Source organism: Pseudomonas sp. R3-52-08, assembly GCF_003851745.1.
Lineage (GTDB): Bacteria > Pseudomonadota > Gammaproteobacteria > Pseudomonadales > Pseudomonadaceae > Aquipseudomonas.
In genome coordinates, this window is sequence record NZ_CP027730.1 from 975,062 (window position 1) to 995,041 (window position 19,980).

Here is a 19,980-nt window from a genome sequence, read left to right on the forward strand (position 1 = left end):
GTAGAGTCCGTGTGTTAACTGGCTGAATTCGGACCGTTGTTGGCGACTGACTGGATTTCCAGGTCAATCAAACGTCTTGCGAGACGAATAATGCGGAACAGCTTCACTAGAGCGCCGTCGCTGAGACGGCATTCACTTTCAGGGGGCTGATCTTTTGTGTGAGGCTGGCCCAGTAAGATCTGGCCCAGTCCGGCTGCGAACTCAAAGTCAGCCAACGCGTCGATTTGAAGCTTGGGTTGCTGCTGAATCATTTTCAGTACGATGGCCATCGAGCCGCTCAAAGACTGGAGCAGCGTCAAGGTATGTTGGGCTGTGGCAGTAATTTCGACTTCCGCTTCGGGGTGTCGGTAGCTGAACCCGACGCCACCATCGATATCGATAAATTGACCTGGGGCTTTGACCGAGCTGGCTATTTCGCGAGCCAATTGAGCGATGTGCTGACGCAGGGTCGCGGTATTGTCTATTTCGCGTTCGATGTACCAAAGGTCAGAAATGGGATTGAGTCCGCCAGCTTGAACAGGGATGGCCACCAAGGCATTGGAGGCGAAGTCGGGCAAGACCTCACCGTCAAGCGCAGCGAGCTCCCGTTTCATCTTGTCGACTCTGGGAGAAGTCTTCACAGGGCTCGCAACGTGCCCATCGATACGTGCTTGGCGCTCTTGTGGGCTCATTTGCTCCTGCGGAGTTGGGGCCAGTTGCTGTTGCACCCCTTGAGGTGAAGGACTCTCTTTGGAGGGCGTCGTCTTATGTGTGCTGCCCCCGAAGTAGTAGGGGGTAGTTGTAGAGGGTTCTGATTAGCCTCAATGCCATTGTTCGAAACGTTAAGTTGAGTCCCCCCCTCAAATTGCGATGCAGGGTACTGTGGCAGCTCAAGAACCGGCGTAGACCGGCGCAATTGGTCCTGGTTCTGAGTGATTTCCAACAGTATTTGCTCGTAGCCGAGGTTCAGCGGCTTTTTAAGGTGATCTATCAGTTCGTCCTGAAATCGCTGGAATAGAAATTCTTCAGCGTCGCCCTCAAACTGGGACAGTACATCTTGGAAAAGCGTATCGAAATCAAGGTGCTGCTCCTGCTCTTGATAATTGCGATCCCAGCACTGAAGAGCTGTTTTGCGCAAAGACAGAAGCTTTATGATTCTGTCTACTCCCAGTCCAGAGTACAGCGCGCCTGGAATTGCTGGCAGTAAGTACCGAATGGTGTCGTGCATACGACTCAAGTGAGACGCGGAGACCGGGTAGCCATCCGCTGACAGCCGCCGTGAAAGCTCACGTAATGAGATAGACTCCCCTGCCTCTGTTTCATACAGCGCTCTCGCTTTGTCGACCCCAATAGCCCGCTCAATGAACAGGAGCTGGCCTTGGAGGTCGTTTTCAGCCAAGTGGCCGGTGAGCGAGATGATTTCGCCCCGAACGGCGTCCCAGGGTCGAAATAGGCAGTGAAACTTGAAGTACTTCTCGTCGCCGGTCTCACGATACAACTCGTTTAAAATTGCCAGGCGAGTGTTGCCGCCGTTGCGGATCCGGTACTTATCTTCCCCAGGTTTACGAGTGACGGGAGGTGGCGTATCGAGTCCCCGATTTCGTATCGACTCTTTAATTTCATCGTACTTCGGGTTACGAGTCGTCCTTGGGTTTTCGTCATACGGCAGCGTTTCGTCGAGAGTCAACAGCATGGGGGTATCGACGATGGGGTCGCTCATTCGCGCTGCCACCGGCGACTTCGATTCAAACGCCGGCAGCAACAGCTTATCTTTCATGGTTTGGGCCAAAGACGCTTTCATACTCTGGCTCCTGGCTGCTCATAAGCCGGGCTTGCCGCCAAAAGCTGGTCAATGATTTTCAAAGCACGATCCAGAGCAGCTTCAAGTTCGGCAGTTGTCTCCAGCCGATAAACAATTTCTGAGTTCATCGACCTGGCGTTTTCACGTGCTTCCAACGCGATGCGTTCGCGCATCCCGTCGGGCAGGCGAATAACGAATTTTTCTTCATGCAGACGCTGTGGTTTGTTACTCATGGTGGGCTCCGATGCCTAGGGTAGAAAGTGTGTTCAGCGACGTTTCAACTGATCAGTGAGTTGGGTAGGTAACCCCTTGATGACTAATGAATTGGACGCCTCGTCGTACTCGATCTTGTCCCCTAGCAGATGCGCTTCAAAACTGATGGACAAGCCTTCGGCACGGCCGGTGAACCGACGGAATTGGTTGAGAGTGCGTTTATCCAGGGGGATTTCCGGCGACAGGCCGTAGTCCTTATTGCGGATATGGTCGTAGAACGCCTTGGGGCGATCTTCATCGATCAAGCCTGACAGTTCCTCCAGGCCCATGGGTTCACCGAGCTTGGCCTGGCTGGTGGCGTAGTCCACCAGGGCCTTGGTTTTCTCGCGGGCCGATTCGTCTGGCAGGTCTTCGTTTTCAACGAAGTCGCTGAACGCCTTGAGGAGGGCGCGGGTTTCGCCCGGGCCGTCGACGCCTTCCATGCAGCCAATGAAGTCGCTGAAATACCCCGAGATCTTCTTACCGTTTTTGCCTTTGATGTACGAGATGTACTGCTTGGATTGCTTGTTGTTCTGCCACTCGGACAAGTTGATACGCGCTGCCAGGTGCAACTGGCCAACGTCCAGGTGGCGTGAAGGAGTGACGTCCAGATCGTCAGTAACCACCACGCCTTCACTGTGGTGGAGCAGGGCGACAGTTAGGTAGTCGGTCATGCCTTGCTGGTAATGGGCAAACAGTACGTGGCCACCGGTGGAGAGGTTGGACTCTTCCATCAGCTTTTGCAGATGCTCGACCGCCGTGTGGCTGAAGGCGGTGAAGTCCTGGTCACCTTCAAAGTACTGCTTTAACCAGCCGCTAAACGGGTGCGCGCCGGACTCGGCATGGAAGAAACCCCAGGCCTTGCCTTGTTTGGCGTTATAGCTCTCGTTGAGGTCGGCAAGCATGTTCTCGATGGCGACCGATTCGGATAGCTCCGAATCGCGTGCCTGGAGAACAGCAGGTGTGCCATCGGGTTTTTTGTCGATCAGGTGGACGATGCAATGACGGATAGGCATTAGATTGCCTCCTGCGAGTGTAGGGTTTGAGCTCGATCAGCACGACGAATACGGGCTTTGGCGTTGAGGCCTGAGCGGTAATCGCTTGCGGTTGATGAGGTGTAAATCGATCCAAGGCCAGATTTCGTGAACTTGATATGGCCACCTTGAGTGCGAGACACCGTCCAGCCATTCGCTTCAGCAAACTTCACGAGTACACGAAGGCTCTCGCTTTTTCCGCGTAGGAGATTGGTGGTCATAGCTCTGCATCCCTGTCTGCCAGAACGTTACCGGTCTGGATCGCGATGATTTCAGCCTGATCGCCAGGAAACTTGGTACCGAGCTCATGCAAAAAGTGACGCGTAGCCTCACGTGCTCCAGGCACGCGGAACACCACGCTGCAGTGCTGAACTTCCGCGGGGTGTTGCAGGTGAGACATGACGGCCACTTTCAGCGAGCAGCACTGGAGGTAGCGGGGCACCCAAACCGACCAGAAGTAGCTGGATAGCAAGGCGCCCGCACAGAGCAGTTCAACGGTAATTGTTGCGCTGGGCGTGTTGGTCAGCTCGACGTAGCCGAGCTTCTCAAACTCCAACAGATCCTCACGCATGCTCATTGGGACCACGGTGCTGTGGTCACGAGCAAGGCGGCCGATCGCTTGAGCTAATGCGTCGAGCTCCACCGGGTTGATCCCAGATTTATGGGCATGAGCCACAGCAGAGGCTTCGAACACGGCACCGGCATGGATACTAGGAAATAGCTCGGCGCTACTGTGCATCCGACACCTCCTGAAGCTCCTCGATGTCATAGCTATTGCAAGTAGGGCAAATAAGCTCGTCCACTTCACCGCCGGGTAAGGCTGGAGCGCCACTCACTTGATGTTTCGGGTGGTGGCTATCGCATTGAAGGCACCAGTGAGTGATGCGTACGAGAGTATTCATCGCTGAGGTGTGCTTTTTCATAGTTGAGCCCCTTGCCAGCCGGCGTTGGGACTGAGGTTGGCAAACCGGGTCTGATTGGCGATGAAGGCTGTTCGTACGGTCCCAGTTGGGCCGTTACGCGCCTTGCCGAGAATGATTTCTGCAATGCCTTTGTGTTCGCTCTGAGGGTGGTACACCTCGTCCCGGTAGACGAACATAATCAGGTCCGCGTCCTGTTCAATCGCACCGCTATCACGCAGGTCTGCGTTGATCGGACGCTTATTTGGCCGTCGCTCCAGTTCTCGGTTGAGCTGGGAAAGCGCAACCACCGGGCAATTCATCTCTTTCGCTAGGGCCTTGAGGGACTGGGATATAGCGCTGATCTCGTTGGCCCTGTTTTCCTGACCTGGGCAGCGCATGAGCTGCAGGTAATCGATCAGGATCAAGCTCGGGTGTCCGAAGCGACGAGCTGCTCGACGAGATTTAGCTCTGATTACTGCAGGCGTGAGCGCTGATGAGTCGTCGATGACCAGCCGCTCTCCATAGCCATTAATACGAGAAACCGCTGCAGTCAGCTTCGGCCAATCATCATCATCGAGCTTGCCCTTCAATAGCCTGCCCAGATCGATATGGCCTAGGATGCCCATCAATCGATACATCAGTGCTTTGGCCGGCATTTCCATGCTGAAAACCTGAACTGTACGATCAAGCTTTGCCTGCAGAGCCGTATCTATGAAGTTCAAGGCCAGAGAGGTCTTCCCCATAGACGGGCGCGCGCCGAGGATGATCAGGTCGGCTTCTTGAAAACCCGACGTCAGCTCGTCCAGGTCCTCCAGGCCTGAAGGCAGGCCGGTCACGGTGATATTGCCGTTGAAATGTTCGTCTATTTGTTCGACGACGTTCGTCAGGCATTGGTTGATATTGACGAATTCCGTTGCGCTCTTGCCTTCACCCAGAGCGAACAGTTGCTGTTCAATTGATTCTTGAACATCCTCCGCACTTGCCAACGGGTCTGTCGCCTCGCGAGAGCATTGGTATCCAAGGGACATGAGCTGTCTGAGCCGAGAGCGATTACGCACGATGGATGCGTAATGCTCGATGTTGGCTACAGACGGCGTGTTTTTGGCCAGCTCGCCCAGATAGCTCAGCCCTCCGGCTTCGTCTGGCTCCTCCAACGCGTTGTGGACGGTGACGATGTCGAACGGAATGGACTTGTCAGCAAGGCTTGCCATTGTCCGGAACAGCAACCGATGGTCGTGTCGGAAAAAATCAGAGGCATCCAGTTTGTCTGCGACGAGATCCCAGGTGTTGTTGTCGAGCAGTAGCCCACCTAACACACCTTGTTCAGCCTCTACGGAGTAGGGAGGTGAGAGGTCAAGGTGATTCATTTCCCAGACTCCTGGCCTATCTGAAGAAAACCACTCCCGTTGCGTGCCCCCAGGGCTTTGACCATGTCGACTTCAACCTTCGCTGAATTGATCATGACCTGAGCAACCTCGGCAACCGCTTTGGCCCGTTCGATTTCCATTGGTCTTTCTGGGTCCAGGAGGCTCTCGATCGCGACGAACAGGTGATTACGTAGATCTTCAATCTTGTTCTTCATGTTCAACCTCCCGGATGGTGCGTTTGAGTTTGCCGATAGCGCGTATTGCGGATTTCAGCTCTTCCGGATACCGATGAATGGTGTTCCGACGCATACGTTCTGCTCTCGTCAGCAACTCCAGGTTATTCAGGGCTATATGGGCCTTGTTGCCGTCCTTGAAGCACACGCACATGTTTATAGGGACTGGTCCGTGATGCTCCTCCCAAAGCAGTACATGCACGGCTTTCCAGTCAACGGGTGGGTAACCGGTATCGGTGATTTTCTTCTGCTGATAACCGTCAGGAGTTGTGCGCAGGCTGCCAATAGGCAGCCAGTTCCCCGGTTTATTGCCGGCCTTAAACTGCGTCTGAGTCATACGGCCAGAGGAGGGGAGCCCCTTAAGGCCCTTATTCCATGGGACGGATCCCTTGGGAAAGCGGAATTCTGCGCCCAACTTGCCGTCAAGCCGGCCACAGAGACTACTGCGAAGAAACTCGGCGCTTTTGCTCAAGCCCAGCCGTTTGGCTTTGGCATAGACCTGATAGACGCTGAGCCCCAATTCGGCGGCTAGGACCTGAGTCGGTTCATTGGGATAGCGGGCAATGAGCGAGCGCTCTTCTGCCTCACTCCAAACATGGTGTTTGTGAACCGGGGCAAGCCCAAGTTGGGATCTGGCTTGTTCCAGCGCCGCCATGGCCAAAGGTGAAAGCGAATGAGTTCTCATTGGCTCCCTCCATGCCCAAGGGCTCCTTGTGACTGCTGTCCGACACCACGATGCAGCCTGGCATGCTTGCCCTGGTCCCATCCCGCTTGCAAAGAGCGGGTGTCATGACCTTTGGCTTCGATGGGCTTGATAATGGCTAGCGTTAGTTTTGGATGATGCCATTCCAGGTAGGCTTGGATCTCCAGCGCAGTGTTTTCGTCTATCCCACCTGCAAACTGGTTCACCTTAGAGGCGACGGCATTGAGCCAGCCCTCGGCAAACAGTTGGCCGCGGTGACGTTTGGTTTTCAGTTGGCAGCGCTTCTGCTGGGCAACATGAGCTCGTCGGGCTGCGACAAGCTGGTGATGCAGCGTTGAATAGGTGTGAGCTGCCAGATCGGGTGAAATACCTTTCCCCAAGAACTTGAAGGACCAGCCAAGTAGCGGATTGAAATACGCCAAGTGGCTGCAATCGAAGGCTTGGGAACAGATTGAGGCCAGGTTGTGCAGCCAATCCTGCGGTGCCCGACGGGTTTTGGTACCCACAATGGATTCTTCGATTGTATGGGCAGCGACTTCGGTGTGTTCCAAGTTGTACTGATTCATCAAATGGCGAGCTTGACGAAGTGCAATTTCCACTTCGTTTGGGGCAGCGCCTTGTGACTTGGCCAGCGCCATGAGTTTGGCGACCTTGCTGAGGACTTTTTGCTTGTCCATCATTCACCCCCTTCCTGTTGGAGGCGGGGGGAGAGCGCCTCTGACCACAGGCGAAGTGTTTCTTCCTCATCAGCAGAGAGGTGAGTCCGGGCAAGGCAGTCCGCAACCTTCTGTTTCAGGGCATCAAGGCGGTCTTGAACACTTGACCCATCGTCGTAAGCAATCTCTTGCTCAACAGCTTGCACAACGTCATTACGAAGAGAGAGAACCGTGCTTATCCAAAAAGCACTTGGGCTGGTCCAGCCAATGAGCTTTCGAGTTCTGGCAGGCGACAGGTAATCACGGAGCCTGAGATTGAACTCCCTAGGGGAATAACCATTCCTGAAAACGTCTGCTCGATTAAGCGTCAGCGCTGTTTTAAGAATATCTAGAAGAGGGTCCAAAGCCGTTGGCTCAGGAGCAAAGGGTTCTAAATATGTTTCAGCTACCAGGCGTTTGGCTTCGGCATATCGACTTTGCTGACGGCGTTTGGCTTGGTTTTCGTCGCGGCCGCGCTTTTCCTTCGCGTGCTTAATGTTCGAGTTCACTGACTCGATAAGCTTCGCGGCGTCCTGCAAAAGCTGAAGCTGGTCAACGCTCAACTGAGCGCCAATCCGACCGGGTAATTGGTAACCGCTTGTCAGGGCTCGGATTTCTCGTGCGGTTCCACTGAGCTTGGCTTGCAAGCTGCGCAATTGCTGAGCGCTGTAGTACTTGCCAACCTCTAGGATGAGGTTTGCAGTAATACTGCGGGCGTCGGTAATGGAGGGCTTCGCCATTTCAACGACCCTCCCTCACCAAGTTAGCTACCTTTTCCTCGGTCATGGCCTCGAAGCGGTCACGCCATTCTGGAAAAAGCTCAATGGCCAATTGGCGGATCACGACAAGGGCTGCAGGGGATATGCGGTTGGAAGGCTGTCTGTATTCCAAGCGGTGTACTGGGACGCCCAGGGATGAACTGTTACGAAACACCACTGCGGAGGGGACGACGCATTCCAGAACGTTGATTTCGTCATTGTCCTGGAAAATTTCCCGTACCGACTGCTCGATCATTTGCGCGTCGGTGGTTTGGTCGAGATTGTTGACGACGATCCGCACAGGAGGGATTTTCATGCCCAGGCGCCCATAGGCGCGCAGGCCGTCCAGCATCTGCATGGATCCCCGGCTGAACTCCCGTGCAGCGAGCATATTGGGCGGAAGTGGGGATATGACCAAATCAGAGGCTAGGACCACCATTTCGAGCATTGCCGACCTGGCGCCTTGGGTGTCAATCAGTACCAGGTCGAAATGATCTTTGAAGCCCGGCATCAGGTTGGCGAGTCGCAACCGTCCGTCAGGTGCTTGCAGGATCAGGCTGTTCAGTTGGTTGTTGATGTCGTTGGAAATGACAAGCGACAGGTTTGGTATCGTGGTGCTGGATATGATCTTGGCTGATTCGGTGATATTGAATGCCAGCAGGTCGTAGATGCCTCCTTGAGCTTCATCGACCAATTGGTAATACGAGGAGAGCGAAGGCTGTGCAGGATCTAGGTCGATCATGAGCACGCGCAGGCCTGCATCCGCACAAAAAGCGCCGAGGTTGGCCTCGATGGTAGTTTTGCCTACGCCGCCTTTGGTCGAAACGACCGCAGAGATTTTCATGGTTTGGAGCCTCTAATGTGGGTTCATTAGAGGCTGCGAGGCCACGGAAACAGCTATGTGTAGCGAACACGATCCTGGGCTATGAAGCACTAAAACCAATTGTCTTTTAACCAATTGGTCGTAGGTTCGAATCCCACACGACCCACCATTTTTGAGACCAGTTAAGGCTGGAATCAGATCTTAAGATCAGAGGCCAAAAGCACTGATCGAAGAAGGCGACTGAAAGGTCGCCTTTTTATTACCGGGGTATAGCGCAGTCCGGTAGCGCGCCTGCTTTGGGAGCAGGATGTCGGGAGTTCGAATCCCCCTACCCCGACCATATTAAAAATCCTCGTATCGAAAGATACGGGGATTTTTTTTTGTCTGAAAATTATCTCAGGTTCAACACAGCACCAATGTGGGAGGGGGCTTGCTCCCGATAGCGGTGGGTCAGTTAAGTATTTTTACCTGACCCACCGCCATCGGGAGCAAGCCCCCTCTCACATTAACCGAGTCCCACCAGGGGCCGAGTTGTCAGTGCAGTTTGAGTCGCGGCTCAGTCCCCCGACCGATCTTGCTTCCCAGCATCAGCATCGCCGTGCGGAAAAAGCCATACAGCGCCATCTGGTGCATACGGTACAGCGACACGTAGAACATCCGCGCCAGCCAGCCCTCCAGCATCACACTGCCGGTCAGGTTGCCCATCAAGTTGCCCACGGCGGAGAAGCGCGACAGCGAGATCAGCGAACCGTAGTCGGTGTACTTGTAGGTCGGCAGCTCCTTGCCTTCAATCCGCAGTTTCAGCGATTTGGCGAGCAATGAAGCCTGTTGGTGAGCGGCTTGCGCGCGTGGCGGAACATTGCGGTCGGTGCCCGGTTGCGGGCAGGCGGCGCAATCGCCAAAGGCAAAGATGTTTTCGTCGCGGGTGGTCTGCAGCGTCGGCAACACCTGCAGTTGGTTGATGCGGTTGGTCTCCAGGCCATCGAGGTCCTTGAGAAAGCCCGGTGCGCGAATCCCGGCGGCCCACACTTTGAGACTGGCCGGGATCACTTGGCCGCTGCTGGTGATCAGCGCGTCGGCGGTCACTTCGCTGACGGCCGAGTTGGTCAGCACGGTCACCCCAAGTTTTTCCAGGGTTTTATGCACAGGCCCGCCAATCCGCTCCGGCAGCGCGGGCAATACCCGAGGGCCGGCTTCGATCAGGGTGATGTGCATGTTTTCCGGCTTGATACGGTCCAGGCCGTACGCTGCCAGCTCATGGGCTGCGTTATGCAGTTCAGCGGCCAGTTCGACGCCGGTGGCGCCGGCGCCGACGATGGCGACGCTGATCTGTTCAATGGTGTCGGTTTGCCCGGCGTGGGCACGCAGGTAATGATTGAGCAAGCGCTGATGGAAGCGCTCGGCCTGCTTGCGGGTGTCGAGGAACAGGCAATGCTGCGCCGCGCCCTCGGTGCCGAAATCGTTAGTGGTGCTGCCCACTGCAATCACCAGGCTGTCGTAGCTCAGTACGCGCGCAGGTACCAGCTCCCGGCCTTCTTCGTCGAGGGTGGCGGCCAGTTGGATTTTCTTCTGTTCACGGTCAAGCCCGCTCATACGCCCCAGCTGGAACTCGAAGTGGTTCCATTTCGCCTGGGCGACGTAATTGAGTTCGTCTTCCGAAGAGTTCAGCGAGCCGGCCGCGACTTCGTGCAGCAGCGGTTTCCAGATATGCGTCAGGTTGGCGTCCACCAGCGTGATGCTGGCTTTGCCGCGTTTGCCCAGAGTCTTACCCAGGCGGGTCGCTAGCTCCAGGCCGCCGGCACCGCCGCCGACGACAATAATACGATGGGTCATGGGGATATCTCGCAAGGCTAAAAGAAATCGGAGCAGTTACCCTCGCGAGCGCCAGGCAGCTCATAGCGTCAGGTAACTCAAAAGGCGGCTCAGCAAACCGAGCCCGATCACCACCACCAGCACCACACCAAGGAGCAGCCACGGCCTGAAAGGCTTGCGCTCGACTCTGTGCTGGGAGAGTTGCAGGTACTCTTCGACATGCTGTTGGTCATCGGGTTTCAGGCGGCTGGTCATAAAGGCCTCGTCAGGTAGACGTTGCAAAAGGGCGCCACGTTACAGCCGGGGCATCAAAGGCTGATGCCCACATCGAACACTATGCTGCGGCCCAGGTTGTTGCGCAAGAAATCCGGCGCGTCCGGATGTGCGAACAGTACCCGCGCAAAGGTTGGGCCCACCAGCGACAGCGAGCGCCAGCCCTGGCGCAGATATTCGGTAGGCGGTGGGAAGTGGCTGTTGAGGTCCAGCACTTCGCGTTTGAGGCTGGTGAAGGCGATGAGGTCCAGTTCCCCCAGGTCCATTCCGCGTTCCTTGTAGTTATGCGCTTTTTTACGCAGGGTTGGGGCCAGGCGCAGCAGGAACTCGTGGGCAGGGATGCGCCTTGGCTTGGCTTCGCGTCGCACCAATTGGCTCAAGGAGAAGGCGCTGCGTCGGCGCAGCAATTCGTCGCGCCATTCGTCGTTCAGCCGGCGGCCTTCGTCCAATACAAAGAACACCTCGAAACTGGCGTCGCGAAACAGCACGTCCGGCGGTTCCTGTCCGGCGGCGTGAAACTCCTCGGCGCGATAGGGCACGTTCAAGCCTTGCAGCAGGCGCTGACAGACCCAACGCTCACGCTCCCATTTGCGGGCATTGGACAGGAACGCGTTGGCTTGTTCGGCTGCTACGGTGAGCAGGCGCAAATAATCTGAGTCATCCATAGGCGTAGCTTAGCGTTCAAATGATGACCGCAGGAAGACTCGTTGCGGGCCCAGCGTTGCTCAGCCTTACAGCTGGCTACCCTGTAACCTGGCGATGTAATCTGACCATCCGGCGGCGACTCTGGAAACGAGGCGTTCATGTACAGGATCAATGCGGCCAGGCCCATGACGGGCTATGAGGCGGCTAGGCAGGTGAAACGATGATCGGCGCGGCGGTACTGACGCCGCAGACCCTTGGCATCGGCTGGTTGTTGTATGCCCCGCTGGTGATCTGGGCGATCTGGCGTGCGCCTTGGGTCGAGTTGTTTGCCGACCGACGGCGCCAGCATTTGCTGTTCGGCACGGTGTTCGCGATGTTCACGTTATGGCTGGTGCGGCGGGATTTCGATACGGGGGTGTCTTACCATTTTATCGGCATGACCGCCGTGACCTTGCTGCTGGACTGGCCGTTGGCGATCGTGGGTGGGTGTGCCGCGCAGTTGGGTTTGGTATGGCTGGGGCGTCAGGATTTCGCCGCAGTCGGGGTGAACGGCCTGCTGTTGATTGGGCTACCGGTGCTGGTGACCGAAACCTGTGCGGCGCTGGTAGAGCGGGCGCAACCGCGAAACCCTTTCGTGTACATCTTCTGTTCCGGCTTTCTGGCTGCCGCCTTGTCGGCGTTGCTCTGCCTGTTGGCCGGCCTGGGACTGCTATGGTTCGATGGACGATTTGCGATGCCGGAATGGCTGGAAGACTTTGTAGGCTACCTGTGGCTGATCATCTTTCCCGAAGCGTTTATCAACGGCATGGTGATCAGTGCCCTGGTGGTGTTCTGCCCTGAATGGCTGGAGACCTTCAACCGCACCCGCTATCTCTCGGCACCGTGGAAGGATGACGATTCGCGGGGTTGATCCAGATCAAACACCGGATGGCCGCACGGGCCCATGCTCGGCGAAATTTCAGGAGCACGAATCATGAGTGTGTACGAATGGGCACGGCAAGAGTTGCGCAGGAGCCAGGATGCCGCACAGGAAATCGGGTTTGATCCGGGCCTGACCCTGCGCGCCATGCTCAGCGCGGTGGTGGAGCAGAGCAAGGGCGTGCGCAGCTTTGAAGACCTGGCCGACGAGTTGCAATACCTTGCGGAAAACCTCGACGACCAGCAGGAATACGCCTTTATGCGGCCTTAGTGGCGCGGCGGCAGGTCTTCGGAAAACAACTCGTCTTCGGCGTCCGGGGCCACCGGGATCTTATGTTCTTCAGCAGCCCAGGCGCCCAGGTCGATGAGTTTGCAACGGTCCGAGCAGAACGGCCGGTTGAGGTTGTCGGGTTTCCATTCCACGGGGGCGCCGCAGGTTGGGCAATCGACGGTCAAGGGTTGGCTCATGATCGGCCTCCACGCAAAGTAAGGTAAAAGTGGTGCAGTCGCTCGACCTCGCCGTGCAGCCAGGCAAGGTCCTGGTCATTGACCAGTACGTCATCGGCATGGTTCAGGCGGTCTTCGCGGCTCGACTGGGCCTTGAGAATGGCCTGTACCTGCTGCTCGCTGATGCCGTCGCGCTGCAGGGTACGCTGAATCTGCAGGGATTGCGGCACGTCGATCACCAGGATGCGCTGGGTCATGCTGTATTGACCGGACTCGATCAGCAGCGGAGAGACCAGAATCGCGTAGGGTGACCGGGCGCGCGCCAGGTGGTCGCGAATCTCTTCGGCGATCAGCGGATGCAACAAGGCTTCCAGCCAGAGGCGTTCTGCGGGTACGTCAAAAATCAATTTTCGCAACGCGGCGCGGTCCAGCTGGCCGTCCGGCTGCAGCACACCGCTGCCGAAATGTTCGGCAATGCGTGCCAGTGCCGGCCGGCCGGGCTCTACCACCCAACGGGCGGCATGATCGGCGTCGATCAGGTCGACACCCAACTTGGTGAAGTGTTCGGCCGCAGCGCTTTTACCGCTGCCGATCCCGCCCGTAAGGCCGAGAATCCAGGGTGTTGCAACAGGAGTGGTCATCTGAAACCGACAGACTGCAAATAGAAGTCGGTTATTTGACCACCCCAGAGCAATGCAATCCAGCCGGCAATTGCCAGGCAGGGGCCAAATGGCATAGGCACTGATGCTCGCGTCTTGCGCCAGCGCATCAGGAGCAGCCCGGCGAACACGCCGAGCAGTGACGCCATCAGCAGCGTCATTGGCAGGATTTGCCAGCCACCCCAGGCCCCTAACAACGCCAATAGCTTGAAGTCGCCATGGCCCATGCCATCCTTGCCGGTGACCAGCTTGAACAGCCAGAACACGCTCCACAGGCTCATGTACCCAAACACCGCGCCCCATAGAGCCTCGGGCAGTGTCGCCAGCAGGCCCGCGCTGTTGACCATAAGCCCCAGCCATAGCAGTGGCAGCACCAATGCATCCGGCAGCAGTTGGTGATCCACGTCGATCAGGCTCATGCCCAGCAATCCCCAACTCAGCAACAGCACCGCGCCCGCCTGCCAGCTGAAACCGAAGTGCCAGGCGACAGTCGCGCTGATCAGCGCGCATGCCAGTTCGGTGAGGGGGTAACGCGCGCTGATGGTTGCATGGCAATGGCTGCAACGCCCCTTGAGCATCAGGTAGCTGAGCACGGGGATGTTTTCCCAGGGGCGAATCCGCTGGTCGCAGCGCGGGCAGCACGAGCCGGGGTGCATGAGGTTATAGACCGGCCCCGCCGGTACGACGGGCAGGCCGAGAATTTCATGGGCCTGGGCGCGCCATTCCCGCTCAAGCATTTTGGGCAGGCGCCAGACCAGCACATTGAGGAAACTGCCAACGATCAGGCCCAGCAGCAGCGCCACGCCCACAAACACCCAAGGCTGCTCGCCGAGCAACGCGCTCAAAATGCCGACCCTAGTTGAAATACCGGCAGGTACATCGCAATCACCAACGCCCCGACGATGCTCCCCAGCACGACCATGATCAGCGGTTCCATCAGGCTGGTAAGGTTATCGACGAGGGTTTCTACGTCGGCCTCGTAGTGGCTCGCGACCTTTTCCAGCATGCGGTCCAGCGTGCCGGACTCTTCGCCGATTGCCGTCATCTGGATCGCCATGCCGGGAAACAGGCCGCTGGCGGCCATGGATTGGTTCAACTGCATACCCGTGGATACATCGTGGCGCATATGTTCGATTGCCTGTTTGAAAGGGCCGTTACCGACGGCGCCGGCCACTGAGCCCAGGGCCTGCACCAGGGGAACACCTGCCGCAAAGGTGGTTGAAAGCGTGCGGGCGTAGCGGGCGACGGCTGCTTTGTTCAACAGTTTGCCTGCCAGGGGGATTTTCAACAAACCCGCCTCCAGCCCGAGGCGAAAACCCGGCGAAACACGGTAGGCGTGGCGCCAGGCGCCTATTGCCACCCCCAGGCTCAGCGCCAGCATCCACCAGGCCTGTCGCAGAAAGTCGGAGAGGGCGATGACCCCCAGGGTAAAACCGGGCAATGGGCTGTCGACCCCGGCAAACAGGGTCTGGAACTGCGGCACCACCTGCATCAGCAACACTGCGCTGACCAGGCTGGCCACCACTAGTACGGCGAGAGGGTAGGTCATGGCTTTCTTGATTCTGGTCTTGAGCCGTTGGCTTTTTTCCAGATGAATGGCCACTCGCTCCAGCAGTGTTTCCAGGGCCCCTGCCTGTTCACCGGCGGCAATCAGGTGGCAGTACAGCTCATCGAAATAACGGGGGTATTGGCGCAGCGTGCTGGCCAGGCTGTTACCGGTGGCGACGTGTTGTTTCAAACCCTCGACCAACTCACGCAGCGCTCGGTTCTCGACGCCCTCGCGGATGATGTCGAAAGCTTGCATCAAGGGGATGCCAGCCTTCAACAGCGTCGCCAACTGGCGGGTGAACAAGGCAATGTCGGCGGACTGAATCGGCGGAGCCAGGCTTGGCAGGCCCGACGATTTCCTGCGCACACGCTCGGGGCAGATGCCTTGCTGGCGCAGTTGCGCCTTGATCAGCGCCAGGTCATGCCCCGTGGTTTGCCCGCACACCCGGCGGCCTTTGCGGTTGATGCCTTGCCAGGTGTAGATCGTTGAGGTGTCGTTCATGTCGCCTTCGCACATGCAGGTTGAGAATTTACAGCTTAGTCAGAGGGCGGATGCAGGCCAGGCTGGCGTTGGCCGATAAAATGTCAGATTGTGCGTCTGGTACGCGATGGGCCACGCAGGGATGAGTACACTGGCGCCGCTGCACAATACGGGGCGCAGGACGCGCCTTGTCATGGTTCTATTCTGGAGAGTGAAAGTGATGCGTCAGAAAGGCTTTACCTTGATCGAATTGTTGATCGTCGTGGCGATCATCGGCATTTTGGCCACGATTGGCTTGCCCATGTACACCAAGCACCAGGCCAAGGCCAAGTTCACGGCGGGGTTGGCGGAAATCAGCGCGTTGAAGGCCGGCTACGAGGATGTCATCAACCAAGGCACGGTGCCCAAGCTTGATCTGATCGGCGGCAACAGTCCCACCGCCAATTGCAAGATCGACGTGACAGGCGATGTTGCGACGGGTAGCGGCTCCATCAGCTGTGAAATCCTTGATGCGCCTGCGCTCGTGCTGGGCAAGACCATCACCTTAACGCGCAGCGCCAACACCGGCTGGACCTGTGTAACCACGGCCGATGCGCAATACGTCGCCAAGGGCTGTGGCGCCAACGGAGCATGACGGCGACCGGGCGGTGAGCGAGCCGGTTGCCGCATGTTCAATGCGGTGCTAGCTTTAGCCCACCGCCCGTGTAGCTCAGCCGGTAGAGCAGCGCACTCGTAACGCGAAGGTCGCAGGTTCGATTCCTGTCTCGGGCACCAAGGCAGCACTGTTTCAAGGGCCTGTTTCAAGGGCCTGTTTCAAAGGCAATGTTTTCAGATGATCCCAGAATGGTTCTGAAGGCCAGACGAGCGGGTATTCGCGCCCACTCTTTTGTATCTGCGCAACCTTGATGACCCAGATGCATCCCCATTCCTCGATCTAAGAGAACGACATGACCACGACTGAGATGACCCAGGAAGTTCGGCACCAAGCAGCCCTCGACAAATACCTCGAGGCAACGCCGCAGCTTAAAGAAGAGATCAAGGACCTGAGCGCGGATGACCAGCGTGATCAGGTCCAGTGGGCATTCGAGGACGAGGCAGAAAGCCAGGGCCTCCAGCCTTGGGAACTGACCCTCAAATACACCTCTACACCGGAAGAATTCGAAGCCACACGCCTTGTCTTGCACAAGGAGGCCGCCGAAGTGCTGGGCGTCGAATGGGAAGAGTACTGCGAGATGAACAACCTCGTAGTTTGAAGGCAGCCTGTAGGAGCGAGCTTGCTCGCGAAAAACGTTAACGATACCGCGTGAACTCTGAATGCACGCGGTGCCTTTGAGTTTTTCGCGAGCAAGCTCGCTCCTACAGTCAGGGCGCTTTAGATACTCAACCGCATCGACAAATCCACCGCCTTCACATCCTTGGTCATCGCGCCAATGGAGATGTAGTCCACGCCGGTCTCGGCGATGGGCAGCAGGGTGCTTTCATTGATCCCGCCGCTGGCTTCCAGCTTGGCCTTGCCCGCGTTCAGCCGCACGGCTTCGCGCATGTCGTCCAGGCTCAGCTCATCCAGCATGATGATGTCGGCGCCCGCCGCCAAGGCTTCGCGCAACTCCTCAAGACTCTCCACTTCGATTTCCACCGGTTTGCCCGGCGCGATCTTGTGGGCGGCGCCAATTGCCTGGGCAATGCCTCCGCAGGCGGCGATATGGTTTTCCTTGATCAGGAAAGCGTCATACAACCCGATGCGATGATTGTGGCAGCCGCCGCAGGTGACCGCGTATTTCTGTGCCAGGCGCAGGCCCGGCAGGGTCTTGCGGGTGTCCAGCAGCTTGACCTGGGTGCTGGCGACGAAATCCGCCAGGTATTGGGCGCGGGTGGCGACGCCGGACAGCATCTGCAGGAAATTCAGCGCACTGCGTTCACCGGTGAGCAGCGAACGCGCCGGGCCTTCAAGGTGAAACAGCGGCTGGTTGGGGCTGACACGCTCACCATCGGCGACCTGCCAATGCACTGCGACTCGCGGGTCCAGTTGGCGGAATACCGCATCCACCCAGGCGGTACCGGCGATAACGGCGGCATCGCGGGTAATGATCGTGGCCTTGGCCAGCCGTTCGGCCGGGATCAGCTGTGCGGTGATATCGCCACTGCCGATGTCTTCCAGCAGTGCGCGGCGCACGTTGGCTTCTATTTCGGCGGTGAGGTCAGCAAGACGCAGATTCGGCATAACAGGCTCCACAGACAAAGTGTCGCGATTATAGGGGTTGTGTGGATTGGAACCCAGGCTGGTCGGTCATTTAGCGCGCAGGGGCAGAGTTTGCTGGCGCAACCCCCCTCATTTGCCAGATAATCTCGCGCCTTGCAATTGGCGTCATAGCTTTGACGTCCTGATGGTGACCAGGTATTGGCAGCGCCCAGAGGGCTTGCCTGCGTTCCTTGCCCATCTCAACACCCGCCGTTTCAGGAGGCCAGGATGCACAATGACGGGAAGGTGGTGCCGATCAAGCACGCTCAAGCCACGCCATCGCCGCTCGCACGTCTGCCGGTGGTGGTGTTGCAGGTGCGTGATAAAGCCGCGCAACACCTGCAGCAGGGGTTGCAGGAACTGTTCGATAACGCCGACGACACATTGTTCGAAATGGCCGACAAGGCCCGTAGCATCGTCGACCAGCATATTTTCTTCGAGGCCATGCGCGACCTGCGCCTCAAGCGCAAGAACTTCGAACGCATGTTCATGGAACAGCTGTTTGCGGCCTTCGCCAACCTGGGCCAGGCCGATAGCGTCGGGTTGCATCCGGTGCCGGTGGTGTCCTACGAGGTGACCAGCGGTACGCGGGCGGATGCGCGGGAAAAAGCCGTAGCGCTGGAGGCGATGCTCGGTCGCGTGCAACACCGTGACGGCTTGGCGCTCGGGCAATTGAGCGCGCGGTTGAGTGAGGTGTTGGGCAGGTGCATGAGCGATCATGAGAACCCACTGGGCCCGGCACGGCTTTGCCAGTTTTTTCTGCAGGCGGGCCGCAGCCTGGGGGTGGAGATCCGGGTCAAGCTGATCATGCTCAAGCTGTTCGAGAAATATGTCCTCAGCGATGCCGACCAGCTCTATGGCGACGCCAATCAATTGCTGGTCGCTACCGGGGTGCTGCCTGGACTCAAGAGCGTGCCCTCCCGTCGTGCCGGCGGGCGTGCGGCGCGTGAGCTTCAATACCACGCCCGTGCGCCGGCTGCCGAACCGCCGTGCGACGAAAATGGCCAACAAGCCTTTGCCGCGTTGCAAGCCCTGCTGGTCGCGGTGCGCGGTAGCGTAGCGCCGACGCTTGAAGCCACTGCACAACCGCAACCCATCGCCACCCGAGACCTGCTGCGTCTGCTTTCGCATTTGCAACAATATGTACCGGAGCCTGCGGCGGAGGACGACTTCGACCTGCGCAACCAACTCGAACAGCTGCTGACCCGAGTCAGCGTCAAGAGCGGCAAGTCGCGGGTGGTGGAGACGGCAGACGAGGATGTGATCAACCTCGTCGCCCTGCTGTTTGAGTTCATCCTCAATGACCGCAGTCTGCCCCACGCTTTCAAGGCCCTGATCGCGCGCCTGCAGATCCCGATATTGAAAGTCGCCGTGCTGGACAAGAGCCTATTCAGTTGCGCCGGGCATCCGGCACGCCGCTTGCTCAACGAGATCGCCAGTGCCGCCCTGGGCTACAGCCCGCAGAATGGCGATCAGAACGACAGCCTGTACCTGCGTATCGAACAGGTCATCCAGCGCCTGTTGACTGAGTTCGTTGAAGACCCGGCGATTTTTTCGCAGTTGTTGACGCAACTGAGCACATTCATTGAAGAAGAGCGTCAGCGCAGTGCGTTGCTCGAACAGCACACCCGTGACGTCGAGCAAGGGCGCCTGCGTACCGAAGTGGCCCGCCAGCGTGTGGCCCAGGCGCTCAACCGGCGGTTGTTGGGCAAAGCCTTGCCGCCATTCGTGGTGCAGTTCCTGCAGCAAACCTGGAGCCAGGTACTGTTGCTGGCCACTCTCAAGCATGGCGAACAATCGGTGCAATGGCAGACCGAACTACGCACCATGGACGACCTGATCTGGAGCGTCGGGCTGCGCGAAGACACCGAGGCCGGCCGGCATTTGCTCGAGCAATTGCCAGGGTTGCTCAAGGCATTGCGCGACGGGTTGGCCGGTGCGGCGTTCGATCCTTTCAGTACGCGTGAGTTCTTTTTGCGCTTGCAGGCCTTTCACGTTCAGACCTGCGAAGGCGAGGGCGACGACAGGCTGATTGAAGTCCGCGAGCCCTTGGTTCTCGGCAGCCAGTTGTCGGACGCCTTGGAAGACCTGCCCGACGATGACCCGGCCCTGCTCAAGGTTCACCAGTTACGGATCGGCGGTTGGGTGGAGTTCCAGCAGGGCCCGGACACTGTGCTGCGGTGCAAGCTCACCGCGATCATGGCGCCAGCTAATCGTTACATTTTCGTCAGTCGCGCGGGGCTCAAGGTGCTGGAGCAAACCGCCGGCCAATTGACCATGGCGTTCAAGCAGGGCGGCCTGCGCAGCCTGGACGAGGGTTTGCTGTTCGAGCGCGCGCTGGCTGCGGTGGTTGGCAACCTGCGTCAACTCAATCGCGGCAAGTGATCGCAACGGCAGGGCGGAACGCGGCA

The 19,980-nt window shown here is 58.0% G+C and carries 23 protein-coding genes, 2 tRNA genes and 1 pseudogene; 7 read left to right on the forward strand and 19 right to left on the reverse strand.

What is annotated here, in order from left to right:
• Positions 1-14: 14 nt before the first annotated feature.
• The 11 genes and pseudogenes from C4J91_RS27955 to C4J91_RS04420 all read right to left on the reverse strand — a co-directional run bounded on the left by C4J91_RS27955 (position 15) and on the right by C4J91_RS04420 (position 8,568).
• Positions 15-1,780: pseudogene (locus tag C4J91_RS27955) on the reverse strand (ParB family protein).
• Entirely contained in the window at positions 1,777-2,013 is a 237-nt protein-coding gene (locus C4J91_RS27960) for an Arc family DNA-binding protein (RefSeq protein ID WP_008437327.1), read from the reverse strand. Before C4J91_RS27960 ends, C4J91_RS27955 begins: the two are co-directional and overlap by 4 nt.
• Before the next feature lie 33 nt (positions 2,014-2,046).
• Entirely contained in the window at positions 2,047-3,048 is a 1,002-nt protein-coding gene (gene yejK / locus C4J91_RS04375) for a nucleoid-associated protein YejK (RefSeq protein ID WP_008437326.1), read from the reverse strand.
• Positions 3,048-3,287 carry a type II toxin-antitoxin system HicA family toxin gene (locus C4J91_RS27705; RefSeq protein ID WP_008437325.1) on the reverse strand — a complete coding sequence of 80 codons (240 nt, stop codon included), beginning with the start codon at positions 3,285-3,287 and terminating at the stop codon, positions 3,048-3,050. The genes yejK and C4J91_RS27705 overlap by 1 nt, the downstream gene beginning before the upstream one ends.
• A complete protein-coding gene (locus tag C4J91_RS04385) occupies positions 3,284-3,805 on the reverse strand; it encodes a hypothetical protein (protein ID WP_008437321.1) in 522 nt (173 codons plus the stop codon). Before C4J91_RS04385 ends, C4J91_RS27705 begins: the two co-directional genes overlap by 4 nt.
• A 180-nt stretch (positions 3,806-3,985) precedes the next feature.
• Complete coding sequence (dnaB, locus tag C4J91_RS04395; RefSeq protein WP_008437319.1) at positions 3,986-5,335, reverse strand: replicative DNA helicase; 1,350 nt, start codon at positions 5,333-5,335, stop codon at positions 3,986-3,988.
• The gene (locus tag C4J91_RS04400) at positions 5,332-5,550 is read right to left on the reverse strand and encodes a hypothetical protein (RefSeq protein ID WP_008437317.1); all 219 of its coding nucleotides are present in this window, start codon (positions 5,548-5,550) and stop codon (positions 5,332-5,334) included. Before C4J91_RS04400 ends, dnaB begins: the two co-directional genes overlap by 4 nt.
• Positions 5,534-6,253, reverse strand: coding sequence for an HNH endonuclease signature motif containing protein (locus C4J91_RS04405; RefSeq protein ID WP_020301295.1), 720 nt, complete (start codon positions 6,251-6,253; stop codon positions 5,534-5,536). Before C4J91_RS04405 ends, C4J91_RS04400 begins: the two co-directional genes overlap by 17 nt.
• The gene (locus C4J91_RS04410; protein WP_008437315.1) at positions 6,250-6,951 is read right to left on the reverse strand and encodes a DUF2786 domain-containing protein; all 702 of its coding nucleotides are present in this window, start codon (positions 6,949-6,951) and stop codon (positions 6,250-6,252) included. The genes C4J91_RS04405 and C4J91_RS04410 overlap by 4 nt, the downstream gene beginning before the upstream one ends.
• The gene (locus tag C4J91_RS04415; protein ID WP_008437314.1) at positions 6,948-7,706 is read right to left on the reverse strand and encodes a hypothetical protein; all 759 of its coding nucleotides are present in this window, start codon (positions 7,704-7,706) and stop codon (positions 6,948-6,950) included. The genes C4J91_RS04410 and C4J91_RS04415 overlap by 4 nt, the downstream gene beginning before the upstream one ends.
• Position 7,707: 1 nt before the next feature.
• Positions 7,708-8,568: a ParA family protein gene (locus tag C4J91_RS04420; RefSeq protein WP_008437313.1), complete on the reverse strand. Its 861-nt coding sequence runs from the start codon at positions 8,566-8,568 to the stop codon at positions 7,708-7,710.
• A 242-nt stretch (positions 8,569-8,810) separates the two neighbouring features.
• On the opposite strand from C4J91_RS04420, the gene C4J91_RS04425 reads away from it, so the two are divergent.
• A tRNA-Pro gene (locus tag C4J91_RS04425) sits at positions 8,811-8,887 on the forward strand.
• A gap of 194 nt (positions 8,888-9,081) precedes the next feature.
• On the opposite strand, the gene C4J91_RS04430 is transcribed toward C4J91_RS04425, so the two are convergent.
• Genes C4J91_RS04430 through C4J91_RS04440 form a run of 3 tightly spaced genes read right to left on the reverse strand, consistent with a single transcriptional unit; the run spans position 9,082 to position 11,297 of the window.
• Positions 9,082-10,380 carry an NAD(P)/FAD-dependent oxidoreductase gene (locus tag C4J91_RS04430; protein ID WP_124361239.1) on the reverse strand — a complete coding sequence of 433 codons (1,299 nt, stop codon included), beginning with the start codon at positions 10,378-10,380 and terminating at the stop codon, positions 9,082-9,084.
• A gap of 60 nt (positions 10,381-10,440) precedes the next feature.
• Positions 10,441-10,614: a DUF3094 family protein gene (locus C4J91_RS04435; protein ID WP_124361240.1), complete on the reverse strand. Its 174-nt coding sequence runs from the start codon at positions 10,612-10,614 to the stop codon at positions 10,441-10,443.
• Between the two features lie 53 nt (positions 10,615-10,667).
• Positions 10,668-11,297: a DUF1780 domain-containing protein gene (locus C4J91_RS04440; protein ID WP_083360208.1), complete on the reverse strand. Its 630-nt coding sequence runs from the start codon at positions 11,295-11,297 to the stop codon at positions 10,668-10,670.
• 200 nt (positions 11,298-11,497) lie between these two features.
• Here C4J91_RS04440 and C4J91_RS04445 point away from each other — a divergent pair, with 200 nt between their 5' ends.
• The gene (locus C4J91_RS04445) at positions 11,498-12,187 is read left to right on the forward strand and encodes an energy-coupling factor ABC transporter permease (protein WP_124361241.1); all 690 of its coding nucleotides are present in this window, start codon (positions 11,498-11,500) and stop codon (positions 12,185-12,187) included.
• A gap of 63 nt (positions 12,188-12,250) precedes the next feature.
• On the forward strand, positions 12,251-12,466 hold the full coding sequence (locus C4J91_RS04450) for a hypothetical protein (protein WP_124361242.1): 216 nt from the start codon (positions 12,251-12,253) through the stop codon (positions 12,464-12,466).
• Here the strand turns inward: C4J91_RS04450 and yacG are convergent.
• From yacG to C4J91_RS04470, 4 genes are read right to left on the reverse strand one after another with little or no spacing between them, the layout of a single operon-like run.
• Complete coding sequence (yacG, locus tag C4J91_RS04455) at positions 12,463-12,663, reverse strand: DNA gyrase inhibitor YacG (RefSeq protein ID WP_065887991.1); 201 nt, start codon at positions 12,661-12,663, stop codon at positions 12,463-12,465. The two genes, C4J91_RS04450 and yacG, sit on opposite strands and share 4 nt — an antisense overlap.
• On the reverse strand, positions 12,660-13,283 hold the full coding sequence (gene coaE / locus C4J91_RS04460; protein WP_124361243.1) for a dephospho-CoA kinase: 624 nt from the start codon (positions 13,281-13,283) through the stop codon (positions 12,660-12,662). The genes yacG and coaE overlap by 4 nt, the downstream gene beginning before the upstream one ends.
• Positions 13,280-14,146: an A24 family peptidase gene (locus tag C4J91_RS04465; protein WP_124361244.1), complete on the reverse strand. Its 867-nt coding sequence runs from the start codon at positions 14,144-14,146 to the stop codon at positions 13,280-13,282. Before C4J91_RS04465 ends, coaE begins: the two co-directional genes overlap by 4 nt.
• A complete protein-coding gene (locus C4J91_RS04470; protein WP_124361245.1) occupies positions 14,143-15,351 on the reverse strand; it encodes a type II secretion system F family protein in 1,209 nt (402 codons plus the stop codon). Before C4J91_RS04470 ends, C4J91_RS04465 begins: the two co-directional genes overlap by 4 nt.
• A 199-nt stretch (positions 15,352-15,550) precedes the next feature.
• Here C4J91_RS04470 and C4J91_RS04475 point away from each other — a divergent pair, with 199 nt between their 5' ends.
• From C4J91_RS04475 to C4J91_RS04485, 3 genes are all read left to right on the forward strand, one after another.
• Complete coding sequence (locus tag C4J91_RS04475; RefSeq protein ID WP_124365102.1) at positions 15,551-15,964, forward strand: pilin; 414 nt, start codon at positions 15,551-15,553, stop codon at positions 15,962-15,964.
• Between the two features lie 64 nt (positions 15,965-16,028).
• A tRNA-Thr gene (locus tag C4J91_RS04480) sits at positions 16,029-16,104 on the forward strand.
• 173 nt (positions 16,105-16,277) lie between these two features.
• On the forward strand, positions 16,278-16,583 hold the full coding sequence (locus C4J91_RS04485; RefSeq protein WP_124361246.1) for a DUF6388 family protein: 306 nt from the start codon (positions 16,278-16,280) through the stop codon (positions 16,581-16,583).
• Positions 16,584-16,702: 119 nt separating this feature from the next.
• Here the strand turns inward: C4J91_RS04485 and nadC are convergent, their stop codons facing one another.
• A complete protein-coding gene (gene nadC, locus C4J91_RS04490; RefSeq protein WP_124361247.1) occupies positions 16,703-17,551 on the reverse strand; it encodes a carboxylating nicotinate-nucleotide diphosphorylase in 849 nt (282 codons plus the stop codon).
• A 246-nt stretch (positions 17,552-17,797) separates the two neighbouring features.
• Between nadC and C4J91_RS04495 the strand changes: the two genes are divergently transcribed.
• Positions 17,798-19,954: a DUF1631 domain-containing protein gene (locus C4J91_RS04495; RefSeq protein ID WP_124361248.1), complete on the forward strand. Its 2,157-nt coding sequence runs from the start codon at positions 17,798-17,800 to the stop codon at positions 19,952-19,954.
• Positions 19,955-19,980 lie beyond the last annotated feature (26 nt).